Annotated in this window: 18 protein-coding genes; 11 read left to right on the top strand and 7 right to left on the bottom strand. The window is 60.5% G+C overall.

Translation table 11 applies throughout. The features are described from left to right. The first annotated feature begins 15 nt into the window (after positions 1-15). Positions 16-1056 carry an ABC transporter permease gene (locus tag HCZ30_RS15285; RefSeq protein ID WP_167639177.1) on the top strand — a complete coding sequence of 347 codons (1041 nt, stop codon included), beginning with the start codon at positions 16-18 and terminating at the stop codon, positions 1054-1056. 94 nt (positions 1057-1150) lie between these two features. After that, on the top strand, positions 1151-2098 hold the full coding sequence (locus HCZ30_RS15280) for a D-ribose ABC transporter substrate-binding protein (RefSeq protein WP_167639176.1): 948 nt from the start codon (positions 1151-1153) through the stop codon (positions 2096-2098). An 86-nt stretch (positions 2099-2184) separates the two neighbouring features. On the opposite strand, the gene aroQ is transcribed toward HCZ30_RS15280, so the two are convergent. The 4 genes from aroQ to HCZ30_RS15260 form a co-directional block, all read right to left on the bottom strand. Further along, positions 2185-2622: a type II 3-dehydroquinate dehydratase gene (aroQ, locus tag HCZ30_RS15275; RefSeq protein ID WP_167639175.1), complete on the bottom strand. Its 438-nt coding sequence runs from the start codon at positions 2620-2622 to the stop codon at positions 2185-2187. Between the two features lie 63 nt (positions 2623-2685). Further along, complete coding sequence (locus HCZ30_RS15270) at positions 2686-3153, bottom strand: cobalamin biosynthesis protein CbiL (RefSeq protein ID WP_167639174.1); 468 nt, start codon at positions 3151-3153, stop codon at positions 2686-2688. After that, positions 3150-3755 (bottom strand): cobalt transporter CbiM, encoded by a 606-nt coding sequence (gene cbiM / locus HCZ30_RS15265; RefSeq protein ID WP_167639173.1) that lies wholly within the window; start codon positions 3753-3755, stop codon positions 3150-3152. Before cbiM ends, HCZ30_RS15270 begins: the two co-directional genes overlap by 4 nt. Next, positions 3755-4501 carry a DUF4198 domain-containing protein gene (locus HCZ30_RS15260; protein WP_167639172.1) on the bottom strand — a complete coding sequence of 249 codons (747 nt, stop codon included), beginning with the start codon at positions 4499-4501 and terminating at the stop codon, positions 3755-3757. Before HCZ30_RS15260 ends, cbiM begins: the two co-directional genes overlap by 1 nt. 121 nt (positions 4502-4622) lie before the next feature. Here HCZ30_RS15260 and nikR point away from each other — a divergent pair, with 121 nt between their 5' ends. Then, the gene (gene nikR / locus HCZ30_RS15255) at positions 4623-5096 is read left to right on the top strand and encodes a nickel-responsive transcriptional regulator NikR (RefSeq protein WP_167639171.1); all 474 of its coding nucleotides are present in this window, start codon (positions 4623-4625) and stop codon (positions 5094-5096) included. Here the strand turns inward: nikR and HCZ30_RS15250 are convergent. Together HCZ30_RS15250 and HCZ30_RS15245 are read right to left on the bottom strand one after the other, a co-directional pair. Further along, complete coding sequence (locus HCZ30_RS15250) at positions 5093-6247, bottom strand: acetate/propionate family kinase (RefSeq protein ID WP_167639170.1); 1155 nt, start codon at positions 6245-6247, stop codon at positions 5093-5095. The two genes, nikR and HCZ30_RS15250, sit on opposite strands and share 4 nt — an antisense overlap. Beyond that, positions 6244-7641: a bifunctional enoyl-CoA hydratase/phosphate acetyltransferase gene (locus HCZ30_RS15245; RefSeq protein ID WP_167639169.1), complete on the bottom strand. Its 1398-nt coding sequence runs from the start codon at positions 7639-7641 to the stop codon at positions 6244-6246. The genes HCZ30_RS15250 and HCZ30_RS15245 overlap by 4 nt, the downstream gene beginning before the upstream one ends. 337 nt (positions 7642-7978) lie before the next feature. On the opposite strand from HCZ30_RS15245, the gene HCZ30_RS15240 reads away from it, so the two are divergent. From HCZ30_RS15240 to HCZ30_RS15220, 5 genes are all read left to right on the top strand, one after another. Then, positions 7979-9610: a peptide ABC transporter substrate-binding protein gene (locus HCZ30_RS15240; protein WP_167639168.1), complete on the top strand. Its 1632-nt coding sequence runs from the start codon at positions 7979-7981 to the stop codon at positions 9608-9610. A 79-nt stretch (positions 9611-9689) separates the two neighbouring features. Further along, a complete protein-coding gene (oppB, locus tag HCZ30_RS15235) occupies positions 9690-10613 on the top strand; it encodes an oligopeptide ABC transporter permease OppB (protein WP_167639167.1) in 924 nt (307 codons plus the stop codon). 10 nt (positions 10614-10623) lie between these two features. Next, on the top strand, positions 10624-11550 hold the full coding sequence (locus tag HCZ30_RS15230; RefSeq protein WP_167639166.1) for an ABC transporter permease subunit: 927 nt from the start codon (positions 10624-10626) through the stop codon (positions 11548-11550). A gap of 1 nt (position 11551) precedes the next feature. Beyond that, positions 11552-12517: an oligopeptide/dipeptide ABC transporter ATP-binding protein gene (locus HCZ30_RS15225; RefSeq protein WP_167639165.1), complete on the top strand. Its 966-nt coding sequence runs from the start codon at positions 11552-11554 to the stop codon at positions 12515-12517. Next, complete coding sequence (locus HCZ30_RS15220; RefSeq protein ID WP_167639164.1) at positions 12517-13530, top strand: oligopeptide/dipeptide ABC transporter ATP-binding protein; 1014 nt, start codon at positions 12517-12519, stop codon at positions 13528-13530. Before HCZ30_RS15225 ends, HCZ30_RS15220 begins: the two co-directional genes overlap by 1 nt. Positions 13531-13978: 448 nt before the next feature. Here HCZ30_RS15220 and ilvD read toward each other — a convergent pair whose 3' ends face one another. Next, positions 13979-15814, bottom strand: a complete 1836-nt coding sequence (gene ilvD / locus HCZ30_RS15215; protein WP_167639163.1) for a dihydroxy-acid dehydratase — start codon at positions 15812-15814, stop codon at positions 13979-13981. A gap of 118 nt (positions 15815-15932) precedes the next feature. On the opposite strand from ilvD, the gene HCZ30_RS15210 reads away from it, so the two are divergent. From HCZ30_RS15210 to deoC, 3 genes are all read left to right on the top strand, one after another. Next, positions 15933-16607 carry a DUF882 domain-containing protein gene (locus HCZ30_RS15210; RefSeq protein WP_167639162.1) on the top strand — a complete coding sequence of 225 codons (675 nt, stop codon included), beginning with the start codon at positions 15933-15935 and terminating at the stop codon, positions 16605-16607. 283 nt (positions 16608-16890) lie between these two features. Further along, positions 16891-17793: a sugar-binding transcriptional regulator gene (locus tag HCZ30_RS15205; RefSeq protein WP_217703067.1), complete on the top strand. Its 903-nt coding sequence runs from the start codon at positions 16891-16893 to the stop codon at positions 17791-17793. Between the two features lie 40 nt (positions 17794-17833). Continuing rightward, positions 17834-18805 carry a deoxyribose-phosphate aldolase gene (gene deoC, locus HCZ30_RS15200; protein WP_175581061.1) on the top strand — a complete coding sequence of 324 codons (972 nt, stop codon included), beginning with the start codon at positions 17834-17836 and terminating at the stop codon, positions 18803-18805. Positions 18806-18812: the final 7 nt, after the last annotated feature.

The raw sequence follows: 18812 nt of genomic DNA, 5'->3' as shown, positions 1-18812 counted from the left end.
CAAGGAGTCCACAACATGGCGGATACCACTGCCTCTGCAAATGCGCCGGGAAAGAAGAGCAACGTCAGCATCGGCAAGATGCTTCTTGAAGGTCGTGCTTTCTTTGCCCTGATTGCCATCATTGCGATTTTCTCGTTCCTTTCGGACAACTATTTCTCGCTCAACAACTTCCTCATCATGTCGAATCACGTGGCCATCTTCGGCCTGCTGGCAATCGGTATGCTGCTGGTGATCCTGAACGGCGGTATCGACCTCTCGGTCGGTTCGGTTCTGGGTCTGTCGGGCGTCTTCGCCGGTTGGCTGATGCAGGGCGTCGAGCTGGAGTCGATGGGCGTCATCCTTTACCCGCCCGTCTGGGCCGTAGTGATCCTGACCCTCACGCTCGGTGCTTTCGTAGGCTTGATCAACGGCATCCTGATCTCGCGCTTCAACGTGCCTGCCTTCGTTGCGACCCTCGGTTCGCTCTACGTGGCTCGCGGTGCTGCGCTTCTGATGACCAACGGCCTGACCTACAACAACCTCGGCGGCAAAGCCGAACTGGGTAACACCGGCTTCGACTGGCTGGGCTTCAACCGTATCGCCAACGTGCCCGTCGGCGTCATCATCCTCGCGATCGTCGCGGTTCTGACCGGTCTGGTCCTGACCCGCACCGCCTTCGGTCGCTGGCTCTATTCCTCCGGTGGTAACGAACGCGCTGCAGAACTTTCGGGTGTGCCGACAGCTCGCGTAAAGATCACCGTCTACGTGCTCTCGGGTATCTGTGCCTCCATCGCAGGCCTGGTTCTGAGCTCGCAGCTGACCTCGGCCGGTCCGACCGCTGGTACCACCTACGAACTGACGGCGATTGCCGCGGTCGTGATCGGTGGTGCGGCGCTTACCGGCGGCCGGGGCGGAATTCTCGGCACCATGCTCGGTGCCTTCGTCATCGGCTTCCTGTCGGACGGCCTCGTCATCATCGGCGTGTCCTCCTACTGGCAGACCGTGTTTACCGGTGCAGTCATCGTGCTCGCCGTGCTCCTCAACTCGATCCAGTACGGCGGAGCGAAACGCCGCTGATCGAAACCGAATTCCACGGCGCGGGGAGAGGAGACCCCGCCCGAGGATCAAACGCCGGAAATCGGCATCTAAAACCCAATGGGAGACCACCAGAATGACCAAAATCACCAAACGCGCACTTCTCGCCGCTGTCGCTGTAATGCCGCTCATGGCGGGTGCTGCTTCTGCTGACGGCCTGATTTCGATCATCGTCAACGACCCGGCAAACCCCTACTGGTTCACCGAAGGCGAAGTCGCCAAGGCAACCGCAGAAGAGCTGGGCTACGAAGCAACCGTTGCTGCGCACAAGGGTGACACCAACACCGAGTCGACCCTCGTCGACACCGCGATCACCAACGGCGCTGCTGCCATCATCCTCGACCCGGCAAACGCTGACGGTTCGGTTGGTGCAGTTCGCAAAGCTGTCGACGCAGGCATCCCCGTCTTCCTCGTAAACGCTGAAATCAACGAATCCGGTCTGGCTCAGGCTCAGCTCGTTTCGAACAACGCTCAGGGTGCTGCTCTGGGTGCGATCCAGTGGGTTGAACTGACTGGCGGCGAAGGCGACTACGTCGAATTCTTCGGCAACCCGTCGGACAACAACGCTGCGACCCGTTCGAACGGCTACGAGACCGTGATCTCGCAGTACCCGGACCTGAACAAGCTGGCTGAAGAAGTTGCAAACTGGGACCGTACCCAGGGCTTCAACAAGATGCAGTCGCTCATCCAGGCTAACGACGGCATCACCGCTGTCATCGCCGGTAACGACGAAATGGCTCTCGGTGCGATCGCTGCTCTGAAAGAAGCAGGCAAGATGGACGGCGTTATCGTCGGCGGCTTCGACGGTTCGCCGGACGCAGTTGACGCGATCAAAGCAGGCGAACTGGCTTACACCGTTCTCCAGCCGGTTGCTGTCTTCGCAGAAGAAGCTGTTCGTCAGGCTGACCACTTCATCAACACCGGCGAGAAGCTGGTTGAAGAAGAAAAGCAGCTGTTCGACTGCCTCCTGATCACCCCGGACAACGTCGACGCTTACACCGCGCCGTTCGTTCTGTCGGAGTAATCATCTCCCTCTGTGTTTCTTAGCAGGACACAGAAGAGCCGCACCGAAAGGTGCGGCTCGTTTCGTTTGTAGCGATGTCTTTTGGATCAGGCGCCGACGATGCTGCAAATGCGGCGGGTGGCGGCCTCGTAGCCTTCGATGCCCAGACCCGCGATCACGCCGTTGGCGCGCAGCGAGATATACGAGTGGTGACGGAAGCTCTCGCGCTGGTGGACATTGGAGATATGGACCTCCATCACCGGACCTTCGAACGTGTTGAGCGCATCGAGGATCGCCACGGAGGTATGGGTGAACGCACCGGGATTGATGACGATGCCGCAAGCCTTTTCGCGCGCCTCGTGGATCCAGTCGATGATCTGGCCTTCCCAGTTCGACTGAAGCAGCGACAGATCAAACCCCTCGGCCAGTACAGCGCGGCAGTTGCGCTCCACGTCCTCAAGGGTGTCATGCCCGTAGATATCCGGCTGGCGCTTGCCCAGCAGGTTGAGGTTCGGACCGTTCAGAATGTAGATGTGACGCGACATGGGGCCTCGGCTTATTGTTTGCCGTAAGGTGCCTGATGGTGCGTCAGTGGACAAGCGGGCGCACTATTTATTCCGCCCACGCGCCCAAAGCGCCATACCCGTTAGTCCGATGATCAGGAACACGGCAGACAGGATGTCCATGAACCTCAAACGGTTCTCGAGGCGCAGGATGTCTTCACGAAGCGGCTGGATGGCTCGCTCGATCTGGGCGGTAATGTCGGGTTCAGTTGTCGCGGCATCGACGGTGGCGAAGGCGATGTGACCTTCTTCGGTGTCGATCGTGATTTCGATGGCGGCTTCAGTCGTGCGGTCGAATGCGAACCGTCCTTCGTCATCGGTCTCGCCCGCTGCGATTTCATTCCCGTTGGAGGTCGCCGTCCAAGGTACATGAGCCGGATTGCCGCCGCCGACAAAGAAGCCGTAGCCGGTAATCGTGTCGCCCTCTGCCGTCGCGAAAACGCCGAGCTTATGGGCCTGCGCAGCAGTCCCGAGCATCAGCGTCACAGCAATGGCGCAGGCGATCCGTTTCATGCAGGCAATGCGCTGGGCTGGACCCGCGACAGGAAACCGATGGTCGCTGCGGTGATCGCCGCCTCGACGATGCCGAGGGGGATGTAGGTGACGGCCATCACCGACGCGATGGGAGTGTATTCGGAACCCGACAGTGCGAACGACAGCGACACGAGCAGAGCCGTGCCCGCGATGGCGCCGCCACCTGCGCAAGCTGCGACGATGGTGCGCATCGTTGTGGAAACCGTGCGCGCAAGGATGGGGCGTGCGATCAGACCGGCCAGCACAGCAGGGGCCGCGATGTTGAAGGAGTTGATGCCGAGCGTTGTGATGCCGCCAAAGCCGAACATCGACGCTTGGAGCAGAAGCGCGACAAGGACCGCCGCAAAGGTCACCGGCCCGAGCAGGATACCCATCAGCCCAGCAAAAATGAGGTGAACGGTGCTCGGTCCGATCGGCACGGCCAGCAGGGAGCCCGCGAAGAACACCGCCGCCATGATGCCCGCTTTGGGGATGGCCGCATCGTCGAGGCTCCGCAGCGCCCAGACGATCCCGCCTGCCGCAAGCACTGCGCCGCCGATCAGAACCGGAGCCGAAAGAACACCGTCGGGGATATGTGCCATTACTCTGCGGCCTCCGTTGTCTTGATCCAGATAAGTCCGCCCAGTTCGACAGGGACTTCGTTTCCGTCCGGAGATGTCATGGTGTCCGGCCCTTCGATCAGCGCGGCGAAACCGTACCAACCCGCAAAAGGCATCGCGTAGGTAAAGGTGCCGTTGGAATCCGCTTTAAGAACCTGAGTGATGAACGCGTCGTTCGGAGCGGCAATCGAGCCGTCATTCACGAACTCGACCTCGATCTCCGCGAACGGTGCGGGTTCGCCGTCCTGCAACACCACGCCTATAAAACTGTTGCCTGCCCAAAGGCCGCTCGGGCGGGTGAGCGGCATGATCTCGACCGGCAGGCCGACCTCAGCGTCCCAGCCCTCGCCGGTCGGACCGACATCGACGATGGATTTGGCGTAGTGGACGATGAACTTGCCCTCTGCGGGCTCCCAGTAAGGCTGCGGCACGACGTAAAACAGCGCGGTGCCCGCTTCGTTCAGGGTCTGGGTCACGGACCATTGTCCGCCCGCTACTTCCTCAAGCTGGCCTGTCAGATCGGCAACCTGATCGCCGTGAATCATTCCGACCTGCACCGGCTTTTCGATGGGCATCAACGGGCCGCCTTCGAACGGGTGGGTGAAGCTCAGGTCCAGCGTCACGTCGCCGACACTGGTCATCACGTCATCGGACGGAATGATTTCCTGAAAGTGTGCCGCTGCGGGTGTCGCCAGAATGGCGGAAATGATGATTGCCTGAAGTCGCATAAGTGCCTCGTATGAAATTATCGCAGAAATATCATACGCGCCTCCAAGTTCAACCCGTTGCAGAACTTTCTTTGCGAAGTTTGATCGGGTATCGCTGTCATAAGGAACTGAGGAGCACCCCATGCAGCGGACTACGATCACGCTTGACGACGAACTGGCAGAAGAACTCGACGCCTATATGGCGCAGAGCGGGGCCGCCAACCGTTCCGAAGCGATCCGCGATCTGATCCGGAGCGGCCTTGCGCAGCGTCCCGATGCGCCGGGTGATGCGCGCTGCTATGGCGTGGTGAGCTGCGCTGTCGATCTCTCCGTGCGCAACCTCGCCGCGCGCGTCCCGCAAAGCCGCCTGGACCGCCACGATCAGACCGTTGCTGCGCTTTCGGTACCGCTCGATCATTCGACGACGCTGGAAGTTGCCGTGATGAAGGGCCGCGTAGTTGATGTGGCGAGCTATGCGGACGCGCTGTTCCTTGAGCGCGGCGTCATGCACGGGTCGATCGGTCTGGTGCCAGTCACGGAGTCAGAGGTGCGCCACGTCCACAACGAAGGCGAGCCGCATTCGCATACGCACACCAAGGTGCAGAGCACGTTCTAAGCGAAGGCGCGGGCCGCGCGGGCGATCACCAGTTCTTCGTTCGTCGGGATAACCATGACCGTTGTGCGCGCCATCTCGGACGAGATGACTTGAGCGTTGTCATCGTTGCGGGAGTGGTCGATTTCGATCCCCATCCACGCCATCCGCTCGCAGATGCGGGCGCGGATGGTGGCAGAGTTCTCTCCGATCCCGCCCGAAAACACGAGCGCATCGATCCCTCCCATAGCTGCCGCCATCGCGCCAACCTCGCGCTGGGCGCGGAAGATAAAGTAGTCGATAGCCTGCGCGGCCTCGGGTGCGTCGCTGCGCTCCAACGTCCGCATGTCGTTGGAAATCCCCGAGAGGCCGAGAAGGCCGGAGCGGGTATAGAGCATCGTTTCGATCTCGTCTGCGGACATGCCTTCCTGCTGCATCAGGTACAGCACGACGCCCGCATCAAGCTGCCCGCAACGTGTGCCCATCGGCAGGCCGTCGAGCGCCGAGAAACCCATGGTCGAGGCGACCGACTTGCCGTTGTGGACCGCGCACATGGACGCGCCGTTCCCGAGGTGGGCAATGGCAACGCGGCCCGCGGCGAGGGTCGGGGCGACCTCTGCCAACTTGCGCGAGATGTAGTCATAGCTCAGCCCGTGAAATCCGTACCGGCGGACCCCCTTGTCATAGTAGCTGCGGGGCAGGGCAAAAGTGTCGTTCACATAGGGGTGGTGGCGATGGAACGCGGTGTCGAAACATGCGACCTGCGCGGCTTGCGGAAACGCGGCTTGCGCGGCACGGATGCCAGCGAGGTTATGCGGCTGGTGCAACGGTGCAAACGGTTCGAGCGCGGTCAGCTCTTCGATCAGCGTTTCGTTGATGAGCGCGGGTTTGTCGTAGTTGAGGCCGCCATGGACAACGCGGTGCCCGACGACGGCAATCTCGCGGTCTTCCAGCGTGAGTTTGAGCGACTTCAGGACGGTCGCCAAGGCATCCGAGTGGTTGACTAGACTGCCATCAGCGGGCGTGATCGCTCCGTTCGCCGTTTTCAGCGACAGCACGCCGTTCGGGCCGATGCTGTCGACCTTGCCTGTGACGAGGGGCGTGTCGCCCTCCATCTGGTAAACCGAAAACTTGAGCGACGAAGACCCCGCGTTCAGCGTCAGGATCGCGCTCATACCAGCACATCCGGTTTGATGCAGTTCATCCGCGCATGGTGGAGCGCCGCGACAGCGCAGGACGCGAGGCGCGACATCGAACTGTCCGCGCGGCTGTTGAGGATGACCGGAACGCGGGCGCCTAATACAAGCCCGGCACCCTCGGCGTGACTGATAAAAGCGAGCTGCTTCGCCAACATGTTGCCCGCGTCGATGTCGGGCACCACGAGGATATTGGCATGTCCTGCAACGTCGCCTTTCAGCCCCTTGGTCCGCGCGGCACCGATATCGACGGCGTTGTCCATCGCGAGAGGACCGTCGACGAGGCCGCCCTTGATCTGGCCGCGCTCTGCCATCTTCGACAGAAGCGCGCCGTCGATCGAGGACGGGATCGCGGGGTTGACGGTCTCGACCGCGGACAGAACGCCGACGCGCGGTGTCTCCTGTCCGATAGAAATCGCGAGGTCGATGGCGTTCTGCACGATGTCGACCTTCGTTTGTAGGTCGGGTGCAATATTGATGGCTGCATCCGTGACCATGACAGGCTCGGGCATTCCGGGCACATCCATGACAAACACATGGGTGAAGCGTTTGCCAATCCGCAGGCCCGATTGCTTGTCCAGCATCGGGCGCAGCAATTCGTCGGTATGAAGATGCCCTTTCATGACCGCGCTCGCGCGGCCCTCGTGGACCAGCTGACAGGCGACCGCACCGGCATTGTGGTGTTCAGCAGGCAGAACTTCGATCCCGTCGAGGCTCTGGCCCAGTTCAGCAGCGGCATGAACGATCTTCTCGGGGTCGCCGATCAGGATCGGGATGATGATGCCCTCACGGTAAGCCAAAAGTGCGCCGCCGAGCGATTTGGGTTCTTCGGGGCAGACCACGGCGGTCGGAAGGTCAGGCAGGGGGCGTGCGCGTGCGACAAGAGCATCGAAATGGCGGTGCCGCTCGACGACCAGACGGGGGACATCCACATCGTCACGGTCGAATCGATTTATCGGAGCCTGGACTAGCGCGGTGCCTTTCAGCACGGTCACGCCATCCTCTGCGCGCCGGATTTCTGTGGAAAAACCCACAGTCCCGTCCGCGTTCTTGTCCGTAACGGTCACGCGGCAGATCAATTCTTCGCCAGCATGAACGCGATCGATGAAGTCCAAAGTCTGCTTTTTATAGACCGTTCCGGGGCCGGGAAGGGATGTTCCCAGCACCGCAGAGATCATCGACGCCACGTACATTCCTGGAGCGACACTTTCCGGATTTCCATCCCCGTCACCGTCCAGCTTCGGCAGGTGCATCGGGTTATAATTGCCGGAAACGTTGGCAAATATATAGAGATCGTCGGGAGTGACCAACCGGCGGAATTCGGCGGTCATGCCAACCTCGATCTCGTCGAACGTCTTGTTAATCAAATGCATTCTCTGCCCACGAACCCCTCGTTTTGCGACGCGGCTGCTGTAGACACATGCACGTATCGGGCGCCGCATGACTTGATGTGGGTCAGGTTGGCGGAATTTCCCGAAAACTCTGTGACGTACTATTGGAATGTGATTACCAATAGCTACTATTCAACCATTGGCAGACGCGGCGATACTTTTTTGAACAATGCCTATACCAAAGTCGCATTACGCTACGGCATTATCGCATTTCTGCTCTTGCCAACGGACCGTTTGGTCAAAAGTATCCGGCCATTCCGCCTAAAAAATTGGCGGGGCCCAACATGCGGAATACCGCAGAAACAGGGAGACATTCTTTATGAAACTTAAAACCGTACTTAACGCCTCGGCCGCGACCGCGCTGGTTTTCGCTGCTGGCATGGCATTCGCTGACGACCACATGGTCGACGGCATGACCCTTTCCGACAACCAGACCTTCACCTACCAGACCATCGACGACTCGCCCTCGATCGACCCGGGTCTCGTTGAAGACGTCGAAGGTTCGGCTGTTGTTCGCGACCTCTTCGAAGGTCTGATGAACCAGGACGCCGAAGGTAACCCGATCCCGGGCGTTGCGACCTCGTACGACGTTTCGGACGATAAGCTGACCTACACCTTCCACCTCCGTGACGACGCTGTATGGTCGGACGGCGAGCCGGTCACCGCCAGCGACTTCGTTTACGCATGGAAGCGCGTTGCGAACCCGGAAACCGCGTCGCCCTACGCTTGGTACATGGAGCTGATGTCGGTCGAGAACGCATCGTCCATCATCGCTGGCGAAGCTGAAGCCGACACCCTCGGTGTTGAAGCAACCGACGACCACACCCTCGTTGTGCACCTGTCGCAGCCGCTGCCGTACTTCCCGGAAATGGTTACGCACACCACCACCTTCCCGGTTCCCGAGCACGTTGTCGAAGAAGTCGGCGCATCGTGGATGAACCCGGAAACCTTCGTTGGTAACGGCGCTTACGTCCTGACCGAGTACACTCCGCAGGAGCGTATGGTTCGCGTGAAGTCGGACACCTACTGGGACGCAGAAAACGTACACCTGACCGAAGTTGTCCGTCTGGTCGTCAACGACGAAAACCAGGCTCTGACCCGCTGGCAGGCTGGCGAGATCGACAAGACCGAGACCATCCCGACCGGTCAGTACCCGTCGCTGTCGCAGGAATACCCCGAGCAGGCCGTCTCGGTTCCTCAACTCTGCAGCTACTACTACAACTTCAACCTGCGTGACGACGCTCCGGAATGGGCACAGGACGTTCGCGTCCGTCAGGCTCTGAGCCTCGCAGTTGACCGTGACATCATCACCGAGAACGTTCTCGGCGCTGGCCAGATCCCGGCTTACACCTTCACTCCGGGTGCAACCGCTGGCTTCGAAGTTCCGGAAGTCGAAGCTGCTTCGATGACTCAGGAAGAGCGTAACGAGAAGGCCAAGGCGCTGCTCGAAGAAGCTGGTTATGGTTCGGACAATCCGCTGACCGTAGAGATCCTCTACAACACTTCGGAAGCCCACAAGACCATCGCTATCGCCATCAGCCAGATGTGGAAGCAGACGCTCGGCATCGAAACCACGCTCGGCAACATGGAATGGCAGACCTTCCTCGAAGCACGCGGCAACGGTGACTTCGAAGTTTCGCGCGCCGGCTGGTGTGGTGACTACAACGAAGCGTCGACCTTCCTCGACCTGATGGCATCGTCCTCGGGCTACAACGATGCGGCTTACATGAACGACGAAGTCGACTCGCTGCTCGCAGAAGCCAAGACCATGGAAGATCCGACCGAGAACTACACTCGCATCGAAGAAATCGTTGACGAAGAAGCTCCGGTGATCCCGATCTACCACTACGCCGCAGCATTCATGCTCGACGACACGATCAAGGGTTGGCCGCTGGATAACGTTCAGCAGACCTGGTACTCGCGTCAGCTTTATCGCGTAGCGGAAGAATAATTCCTCAACGTAGAACCGAAACCGCGCACCTCCCACCTGTGGGGGGTGCGCCCTAGTTTAAGCGAAGCGCGAGGACCGAATGTTCGCCTTCATTATCCGCCGGCTAGCGGTGGCTATTCCGACCATTCTCGTACTGGTCGTTCTCTCATACATCCTGATGTTTGCCGCGCCGGGTGGTCCGTTCAATGCCGAACGCCCGCTGCCCCCGAACGTGCTCGAAAACATCGAGGCCCGTTACGGTCTGGATCAGCCCTACTGGAAGCAGATCTACGACTATCTCGTAAATATTGTGTTCCACTTCGACTTCGGACCGTCGTTCAAATACCGCGACCGGACCGTTTCGGACATCATCACCCAAGGCTTCCCCGTCACGCTGACCTACGGCTTCTGGTCGTTCGTCGTTGCCGTGATCGTTGGCGTTTCGCTGGGTATCGCTGCTGCGGTAAAGCACAACAGCATCCTCGACTACTTCGCCGTTGGCGTTTCGATCGGCGCTCAGTCGCTGCCGAACTTCGTCATGGCGCCGGTTCTGGTGCTGGTCTTTACCCTTTGGCTCGGCTGGCTGCCGGGTGGCGGCTGGAATGGTGGTGAATGGCAGTTTGTCGTTATGCCCGTGATCGCGCTATCGACGTCCTACATGGCGTCCATCGCCCGCATCACGCGTTCATCGATGCTCGAAGTGCTGAACGCAGGTTTCATCCGCACCGCCCGCGCAAAGGGTCTGCCGATGAAGCGCATCATCTTCCGTCACGCACTCAAGCCCGCGATCCTGCCGGTGCTGTCGTACCTAGGACCGGCCTTCGTGATGATGATCACCGGCTCGGTTATCGTGGACAGCTACTTCTCGACCGGCGGTATCGGCCAGTTCTTCGTGAACGCAGCCTTCAACCGCGACTACTCGGTCATGATGGGCATCACGATCCTGATGGGTGTGCTGACCATTGTCTTCAACCTCGTCGTCGACCTGCTTTACGCATGGATCGACCCGAAAATCCGTTATTGAGGAGGCAGGAATGCTAACATCCCGCACCTCGCCCGAGCAGCTGGGGGACCTCCCCCAGCGTGCTGAAGTCAAAGGCCGCAGCCTTTGGCGCGACGCAGTCGGCCGCTTTGCCGCAAACAGGGCTGCTGTCATTTCGCTCGTCGTACTCGTGATGATTTTCCTCTTCGCGATTTTCGGCCAGATCCTCAGCCCGCATGAGCCCGACTACGTGGACTTTATGCTTCGCGGCAACATCAAGGAACTCGGTGTTCCGTCGATGGAAAACCAGCACTACTTCGGCCTCGAAAAAGAAGGACGCGACCTCTATGTCCGCGTCGTTCAGGGCACGCGCATCTCGATCCTCGTTGGCGTTGTCGGCAGTATCGTAGCTGTTGTGGTTGGCACCCTTTACGGTGCGATTTCGGGTTACTTCGGTGGCCGTGTCGACAACATCATGATGCGTATCGTCGACATCCTGCTGGCGATCCCGTTCATGTTCGTGATCATCCTTCTTCTGGTGATCTTCGGACGTTCGCCGACCATGCTTTTCGTCGGTATCGGCCTGATGTCGTGGCTGAACATGGCGCGTATTGCCCGTGGCCAGACCCTAACCATCAAGAACAAGGAATTCGTCGAAGCAGCGATTGCCAGCGGCGTCCGTCCGATCAAGATCATCCTGCGTCACATCATTCCGAACCTTGCCGGTATCGTCGTGGTTTACGCGACCCTTCTGGTCCCCGAACTCATCATCACCGAAAGCTTCATCAGCTTCCTCGGTCTTGGTGTGCAGGAGCCCCAGACATCGCTTGGTGCGCTGATTTCGGATGGTGCGAGCCAGCTGAACTACGGCACCTACTGGATGCTCGCGTTCCCGCTCTTCTTCTTCCTGATCACGCTCTACGCCTTCTTCTTTGTCGGCGATGGTCTGCGTGACGCTCTCGACCCGAAGGATCGCTGACATGACCCTACTTCAAGTCAATGACCTCAAGGTCAAATTCCGCACCGGCGACGGTATCGTCAACGCGGTCAACGGTGTGTCGTTCTCGGTCAACGAAGGCGAAACACTGGCGATCGTGGGCGAGTCCGGTTCGGGCAAAAGCCAGACCGCATTCGCCGCGATGGGCCTGCTGGCCCGCAACGGTGCTGCGGAAGGCGAGGCGCTCTACAAGGGCAAGAACCTTCTGACCATGCGCCCGAGCGAGCTCAACAAGATCCGCAGCCGCGAGATCGCGATGATCTTTCAGGACCCGATGACCTCGCTCAATCCCTACATGCGGATTTCGGATCAGATGGCCGAAGTGCTCACCCTGCACGAGGGCATGTCCAAGAAGGAAGCCGTGGCCGAGGCCGCGCGTATGCTTGACGCCGTTCGCATCCCTGATGCGAAGGCCCGCGTGACGATGTACCCGCACGAGTTTTCGGGCGGTATGCGTCAGCGCATCATGATCGCGATGGCTCTGCTTTGCCGTCCGAAGCTGCTCATCGCCGACGAGCCGACCACGGCTCTCGACGTGACGGTTCAGGCGCAGATCATGGACCTCTTCGGTGACATCCGCCGCGACTTTGGTACGGGCGTCATCCTCATCACGCACGACCTCGGTGTTGTGGCTGGTTTCTGTGACCGTACCCTCGTCATGTACGGCGGTCAGGTCATGGAGCAGGCAACGACCTCCGATCTGTTCGAACGCCCGACCCACCCCTACACCAAGGGTCTGCTCAAGGCCGTTCCGCGCTTCGACCGTGAAGAAGAAGTCCTTCAGACCATTGCAGGCGAGCCGCCGGACATGTCGCGCCTTCCCGCCGGATGCCCGTTCAGCCCGCGTTGTTCGATCGTCAAAGAGCGTTGCTGGACCGACCGTCCCGTACTGCAAAAAGAGATCGGCCATTGCCGTGCCTGCCACGCCGACCTTCAGGAGGTAGCATAATGTCCAAAGCTATTCTGAACGTTAGCGACCTACGCGTCACCTTCGACGTCCCGAAACCGGGCGCTTGGCCGTGGACGCCGCCGCGCAAGCTCCACGCTGTTGGCGGCATGAGCTTCGACGTGATGGAGGGCGAGTGCCTCGGCCTCGTCGGCGAGTCCGGTTCGGGCAAGTCGACCGCTGCCCGCGCGATCATCGGCCTTGCGCCGATTTCTGGCGGTTCGGTGAAGTTCGAAGGGCAGGAGCTCGCAGGGCTCGCTGGCGGTCAACGCCGCAAGCTCGGCAGCGAAATCCAAATGGTCTTCCAGGACCCGTTGGCCGCTCTCAACCCGCGAATGACCGTCGGTGACATCATCGCCGAACCGCTCGTCACGCACGACAGTTCGCTGTCCCGCAAGGAAGTGCGCAAGCGCGTCCAAGCGATGATGGAGCGCGTCGGTCTGCTGCCGAACCTCGTGAACCGCTACCCGCACGAATTTTCGGGTGGTCAGTGTCAGCGCATTGGCATTGCCCGCGCGCTGATCGTGAAGCCGCGTCTGCTGATCTGCGACGAACCCGTTTCGGCGCTCGACGTGTCGGTTCAGGCGCAGGTGGTGAACCTGCTGAAAGAGCTTCAGCGCGACCTCGGCCTGTCGATGATCTTCATTGCTCACGACCTGAGCGTGGTGAAGCACATCTCTGACCGGATCGCGGTGATGTACCTTGGCAAGATGATGGAAGAAGCGCCATCGTCCGAACTGGTGTCGAACCCTGCGCACCCCTACACCCGTGCGCTGATTTCGGCGGTTCCGGTGCCGGATCCGAAGCTCGAAAAAACGCGCCCGCGTATGGTGATTGAAGGCGAGCTTCCCTCGCCGCTGTCGCCGCCCTCGGGCTGCGTGTTCCGCACCCGTTGCCCGATGGCGCAGGAAAGCTGTGCCCGCGAGGTTCCGGCCAAAGAGCACATCGGTTCCCAGCACGAAGTTGCGTGCCCGTTCCATGCGCGCAGCGCCGAAGCGATGCCGCTCGCGGTATAAGAACTTAGCAACCCTGACGGTCGTTTCGTCAGGGTTGCAGTCACCATCCGAATTTCTCGCGACTTATCGTTGCGTATCGGATTGGTAGGTGAGCGTAAACTCGTGCACCACTCAAGGTTTTGAAAATCCTGGTTTATCCCACGATATTCTAACCCGATTGCCTATAGGTTGTATTCTTTCGTATAGTTTCGGCGTCAGGTCTTTGACATTCGTTTTGACCTAGGGGAAGCTCCCTCGCATGACGACTCGCAGGCACCGCGGCGTGCGGCTGAACAAGCCCGCTGCAACCCCTGATAGTCCGGTCGATCGGTGTTTTTGGAGGAGGACACCTTTTGACCACTAAGCCCCTGCTCGGTTCCTAGACCGATGCGGGGGCTTCGTTTTTCTGGCCTGTAAAAACGAAAAAGGCCGCCCCGAAGGGCGGCCCGATATTCGCATGTAATCCGGATTATTCCGGCAGGATACGCACGCCGCCTTTGGCAGCCGACGACGCCAGCAGCGCGTAGGCTTTGAGCGCGGTGGAAACGGCGCGCTTGCGCGGTGCTGCGGGCTTCCACGGCAGCGGGCCTTTGGCTTCGCGGCGGGCGGCCAGCGTGGCTTCGTCGACGGCGAGGTTGATAGTGCGGTTTGGGATGTCGATCTCGATGGTGTCACCGGTTTCGACGAGGCCGATCAGGCCGCCTTCTTCGGCTTCCGGCGAGACGTGACCGATCGACAGACCCGAGGTTCCGCCCGAGAAGCGACCGTCGGTCAGAAGCGCACAGGATTTACCAAGGCCTTTCGATTTCAGGTACGAGGTCGGGTAGAGCATTTCCTGCATACCCGGACCACCGCGCGGACCTTCGTAGCGGATGATGACGACTTCGCCTGCTTGGACTTTGTTGGTCAGAATGCCGTTCACAGCGTCATCCTGGCTTTCGAAGACCTTGGCCGGACCGGTGAACTTCAGGATCGAGTCATCCACGCCTGCGGTCTTCACGATACAGCCGTCCAGCGCGATGTTGCCGTAGAGAACAGCGAGGCCGCCGTCCTTCGAGAATGCGTGCTCGACCGAACGGATGACGCCGCCCTGACGGTCGCGGTCCAGTTCTTTGTAGCGGTTCTGGGTCGAGAACGCCTCGGTGGTGCGAACGCCGCCCGGAGCCGCGCGATAGAAGGCGTCCACGTCGGCGTCGTTAGCCGACATGATATCCCACTTCGCAATCGCTTCGGACATGCTGTTCGAGTGGATGGTGCTGACGTCGCCGTGCAGCAGGTTGCCACGGTGAAGCTCGCCGAGGATGCCCATGATGCCGCCAGCGCGGTGGACGTCTTCCATGTGAACGTCGGCCTTGGCAGGCGCGACCTTGGACAGGCACGGCACCTTGCGCGACAGGCGGTCCATGTCGGCCATGGTGAAGTCGACCTTGCCTTCGTGGGCAATCGCCAGAAGGTGCAGAACGGTGTTGGTCGAGCCGCCCATCGCGATGTCGAGCGACATGGCGTTCTCGAATGCCTCGAAGGTCGCGATGTCGCGCGGCAGCAGACCCGGCTGTTCGCCTTCGTAGTGGGCCTTGGTGATCTCGACGATCTTGCGGCCCGCTTCGAGGAACAGTTCCTTGCGGTCAGCGTGGGTCGCGAGCATCGAGCCGTTACCCGGCAGCGCCAGGCCGAGCGCTTCGGCCAGACAGTTCATCGAGTTCGCGGTGAACATGCCCGAGCACGAACCACAGGTCGGGCAGGCGGCCTTTTCAATCGCGTCGACTTCTTCGTCGGTGTATTTATCGTCGGCTGCGGCAACCATGGCGTCCACGAGGTCGAGCGAGTGCTCGAGGTCGTCGATCGTCACCTTGCCAGCTTCCATCGGGCCGCCCGAAACGAAGATGACCGGAATGTTGAGGCGCATTGCGGCCATCATCATACCCGGCGTGATCTTGTCACAGTTCGAAATGCAGACCATCGCGTCGGCGCAGTGGGCATTCACCATATACTCGACCGAGTCAGCGATGATCTCGCGGCTCGGGAGTGAATAGAGCATACCGTCGTGACCCATCGCGATGCCGTCGTCGACAGCGATGGTGTTGAATTCTTTTGCGACACCGCCGGCCTTTTCGATCTCGCGGGCAACCATCTGACCAAGGTCTTTCAGGTGCACGTGACCGGGCACGAACTGGGTAAACGAGTTGACGACCGCGATAATCGGCTTGCCGAAGTCACCGTCGGTCATGCCGGTCGCGCGCCAAAGGCCGCGAGCACCGGCCATGTTGCGACCGTGTGTAGATTGGCGGGAACGATAATAAGGCATCTGGCTATCCATCTGTTGCGCAGCCGCAGTCATATCGCGCAACAAACGGAAAGAACAGACCGTCCATTACATTTGGCCCAACACTTGCAATCACGCCTTTGCAAAAGGAGGGCGATGGGTGCATCGACGCAAATTCATCACGGGTTTGATGGCCGCGACTTGCGGCGGATGGGGCGCGAATGCTGGCGCTGCTGGTCTGCTCGCGCGCGGCAATGGCGCACTGATCGACCTCGGGAGCGGCGCGAGCATGTATGAGCGCTATGATGCGGAGCCGGAGCCCGACCACTTTGGCATCGAGATCCCCCGTGAGCGGCCCAGTTTCGACTTCGCCGTCGGGACGCCCCAGCTGACAATGTATAACGTGCACACCGAAGAAAGCATCGCCGTCCGTCCAATGAGCGCGAGTGGCGTTGATCAGAATGCCCTGCGGCAGGTGAACCACTTTATGCGCGACTGGCGCCGCAACGAGGTGAAGCCGATTTCAGAAGACACTGTGCTGGGCCTTTTGCAAATCCAACAGGCGGCGCGGCGCAACGGGTTCAACGATCAGATCCGGTTCCTCTCCGGCTATCGGAGCCGCGCGACGAACGATGCGCTGCGGGCTGGCGGTGCGCAGGCGGCGCGAAACTCGCTCCATATCGAAGCGAAGGCCGTGGATTTCAGCCTTCCCGGCGTCGGCATCGGCCCCACGATTGCCATGGCCAAAGAGCTGGGGTTCGGTGGGGTCGGGGGCTACTCCACGTTCGTCCACATCGACTCGGGCCGCGTCCGCTATTGGGGAACGGCGGCCTAGGCTTCTTTCGATATCGGCAGACTTTCGATGCCGCGCATTCCGCTGGGAGTGCGCGGTTTTTTGTGTCCTGCAAACGCTAGAATTGGCGCGATAAACGAGGTTTCCATTTCTTACCAGCTGGCAAGAAATGACCTAGACGCCGCGTCGCCCTTGACAGTCTCACCTAGATTTCGCCAATTGTGATTTAACGTCACAGATGTGAATTTAGATGCCGCGTCAGAACCAGTCAGCAAAAACCGATACAGAGCGGGGGGCACGCCTCCCTGCTGATGACGAATTGCGAATGCACCTGATGGTGACCGCCGCGCGCATGGCGTTCATCGAAGATCGCAGCCAGACCGAGATCGCCTCGCACACCGGCCTGAACCGCTGGCAGGTTCGCAAGCTGCTGGCTGACGCCAAAGAGCAAGGCGTGGTCCGTATCGAGATCAACCCGCCCTCCCGCCGCCGTCCCGACCTTGAGGCCGCCCTGCGCGAAGTTTGCCGTCTGCGCGATGCCGTTGTCGTGTCGAACGAAGGTGTCGCGAAAGCTGCGGGTCAGTACCTCGCGTCCTGCAACCTGTCGGGCGTGGTCGGCGTGTCGTGGGGCCGCACGATGTCTCAGGTCGCGCGTTGGCTGCCGCAAGGCTGGGCCAAGGGTGTACAGGTCGTGCAGATCAACGGCACCGTCGCGCCCAAGCCGCAGGACTGGCACCTCAACGTGGCCGAGACCTTCGCCCGCAAAGGCGACGGCCAGTTCGTCCCGCTGCCCGTTCCCGCGATCGTCGGCTCTGCCGTGACCCGCGATGTGCTTGAACAGGACCGGATCGTGGCGGACGTGCTGTCGCTCTCCCGCATAGCGCAGACTGTTTGCTTCTCGTTCGGCGCTGTCGAGACCTCGGCGCTGCTGGCTTCGGGCCATATCCTTCCCGGCGAGCACGACCGCCTTTGCAGCGAAGGCGCTGTGGGCGATGTCCTCGGGCGTTTCATCAATACAAACGGGCAGATTGTGGATGGCGGGCTGGATGCTCGGACAATCGGCCTGACCTTCGACGACCTTCGTAGCCGCGACCGCGCCATCGGCGTGTCGAGCGGCGCGGAAAAACAGAACGTGGTACTGGGCGCATTGCGTGCCGGTATCGTCAATGTCCTCGTTACGGACGAGGAAACTGCAACCTATGTAATGGAGCACTTCCATGACCGTTGATACGCAGAGAACCGCTCTGGAACACGTGGTTTCGACCGATATGGTCGCGACCCATGCGGCAGAGCATGTCCGCAATCCGGGTATGCCGCTCGATCTGTCGATGTTCGAAGGCCACGCGGTGAACCGCAGTGCCGCAGAGCGTCGTGCCTCGACGCTGAGCGCTCGCCGTTCGGTGAAGAAGGTCTATCAGGCGGCTTGGCTCGTGAACGCCGTGCGGATGATCGACCTCACCACGCTGTCGGGCGACGATACCGAAGGCAAGGTCCAGCGCCTTTGCGCAAAGGCCCGCCAGCCGATCGCACCCTATATCATGGACGGCCTCGGCCTTTCGGATATGGACCTAACGGTCGGCGCTGTTTGCGTCTATCCGACCATGGTTCCCCATGCGGTGAAAGCGCTGAAAGGCACGAGCATTCCGGTGGCTTCGGTTGCAACGGGCTTCCCCGCTGGCCTCATCCCGCTGAACCTGCGTCTGGAAGAGATCAAGTACGCTGTTGGCGAAGGTGCGGGCGAAATCGACATCGTTATCAACCGCGAAATGGCGCTCAAGCAGGAATGGAACCAGCTATACGACGAAATCGCCGCGATGCGTGAAGCCTGTGGTGAGGCGCACCTGAAGGCGATCCTTGCCACGGGCGAGTTGGAAACGCTCCGCAACGTCTACGCCGCTTCGATGGTGGCGATGCAAGCGGGTGCCGATTTCATCAAGACCTCGACCGGCAAAGAAGGCGTCAATGCCACGCTGCCCGTCAGCCTGACGATGGTGCGTGCGCTCCGCGATTACGGCGATGCGACCGGCTACCAGATCGGCTTCAAGCCCGCCGGCGGCATCAAGGCTGCGAAAGAAGCCATCGCGTGGCAGGTCCTCATGAAAGAGGAAATGGGCCGCGAATGGCTGGAGCCGCACCTCTTCCGCTTTGGCGCGTCGTCGATGCTCGGCGATATCGAACGCCAGCTCGAACACCATGTCACCGGACGCTACGCATCGTCCTCCCGCCACGCAATGTCCTGATCGGAGC

This window comes from Marivivens donghaensis (assembly GCF_011806565.1).
GTDB classification, from domain to species: domain Bacteria; phylum Pseudomonadota; class Alphaproteobacteria; order Rhodobacterales; family Rhodobacteraceae; genus Marivivens; species Marivivens donghaensis_A.
Note: the sequence above shows the minus strand (reverse complement) of the source record. Positions and strands in the feature narration are given on the sequence as shown.

Excerpts from the sequence above, each read along its gene's own strand:
- HCZ30_RS15285 (WP_167639177.1), top strand. The coding sequence starts at position 16 with ATGGCGGATACCACTGCCTCTGCAAATGCGCCGGGAAAGAAGAGCAAC.
- HCZ30_RS15280 (WP_167639176.1), top strand. The coding sequence starts at position 1,151 with ATGACCAAAATCACCAAACGCGCACTTCTCGCCGCTGTCGCTGTAATG.
- aroQ (WP_167639175.1), bottom strand. The coding sequence starts at position 2,622 with ATGTCGCGTCACATCTACATTCTGAACGGTCCGAACCTCAACCTGCTG.
- HCZ30_RS15270 (WP_167639174.1), bottom strand. The coding sequence starts at position 3,153 with ATGAAACGGATCGCCTGCGCCATTGCTGTGACGCTGATGCTCGGGACT.
- cbiM (WP_167639173.1), bottom strand. The coding sequence starts at position 3,755 with ATGGCACATATCCCCGACGGTGTTCTTTCGGCTCCGGTTCTGATCGGC.
- HCZ30_RS15260 (WP_167639172.1), bottom strand. The coding sequence starts at position 4,501 with ATGCGACTTCAGGCAATCATCATTTCCGCCATTCTGGCGACACCCGCA.
- nikR (WP_167639171.1), top strand. The coding sequence starts at position 4,623 with ATGCAGCGGACTACGATCACGCTTGACGACGAACTGGCAGAAGAACTC.
- HCZ30_RS15250 (WP_167639170.1), bottom strand. The coding sequence starts at position 6,247 with ATGAGCGCGATCCTGACGCTGAACGCGGGGTCTTCGTCGCTCAAGTTT.
- HCZ30_RS15245 (WP_167639169.1), bottom strand. The coding sequence starts at position 7,641 with ATGCATTTGATTAACAAGACGTTCGACGAGATCGAGGTTGGCATGACC.
- HCZ30_RS15240 (WP_167639168.1), top strand. The coding sequence starts at position 7,979 with ATGAAACTTAAAACCGTACTTAACGCCTCGGCCGCGACCGCGCTGGTT.
- oppB (WP_167639167.1), top strand. The coding sequence starts at position 9,690 with ATGTTCGCCTTCATTATCCGCCGGCTAGCGGTGGCTATTCCGACCATT.
- HCZ30_RS15230 (WP_167639166.1), top strand. The coding sequence starts at position 10,624 with ATGCTAACATCCCGCACCTCGCCCGAGCAGCTGGGGGACCTCCCCCAG.
- HCZ30_RS15225 (WP_167639165.1), top strand. The coding sequence starts at position 11,552 with ATGACCCTACTTCAAGTCAATGACCTCAAGGTCAAATTCCGCACCGGC.
- HCZ30_RS15220 (WP_167639164.1), top strand. The coding sequence starts at position 12,517 with ATGTCCAAAGCTATTCTGAACGTTAGCGACCTACGCGTCACCTTCGAC.
- ilvD (WP_167639163.1), bottom strand. The coding sequence starts at position 15,814 with ATGCCTTATTATCGTTCCCGCCAATCTACACACGGTCGCAACATGGCC.
- HCZ30_RS15205 (WP_217703067.1), top strand. The coding sequence starts at position 16,891 with ATGCACCTGATGGTGACCGCCGCGCGCATGGCGTTCATCGAAGATCGC.
- deoC (WP_175581061.1), top strand. The coding sequence starts at position 17,834 with ATGGTCGCGACCCATGCGGCAGAGCATGTCCGCAATCCGGGTATGCCG.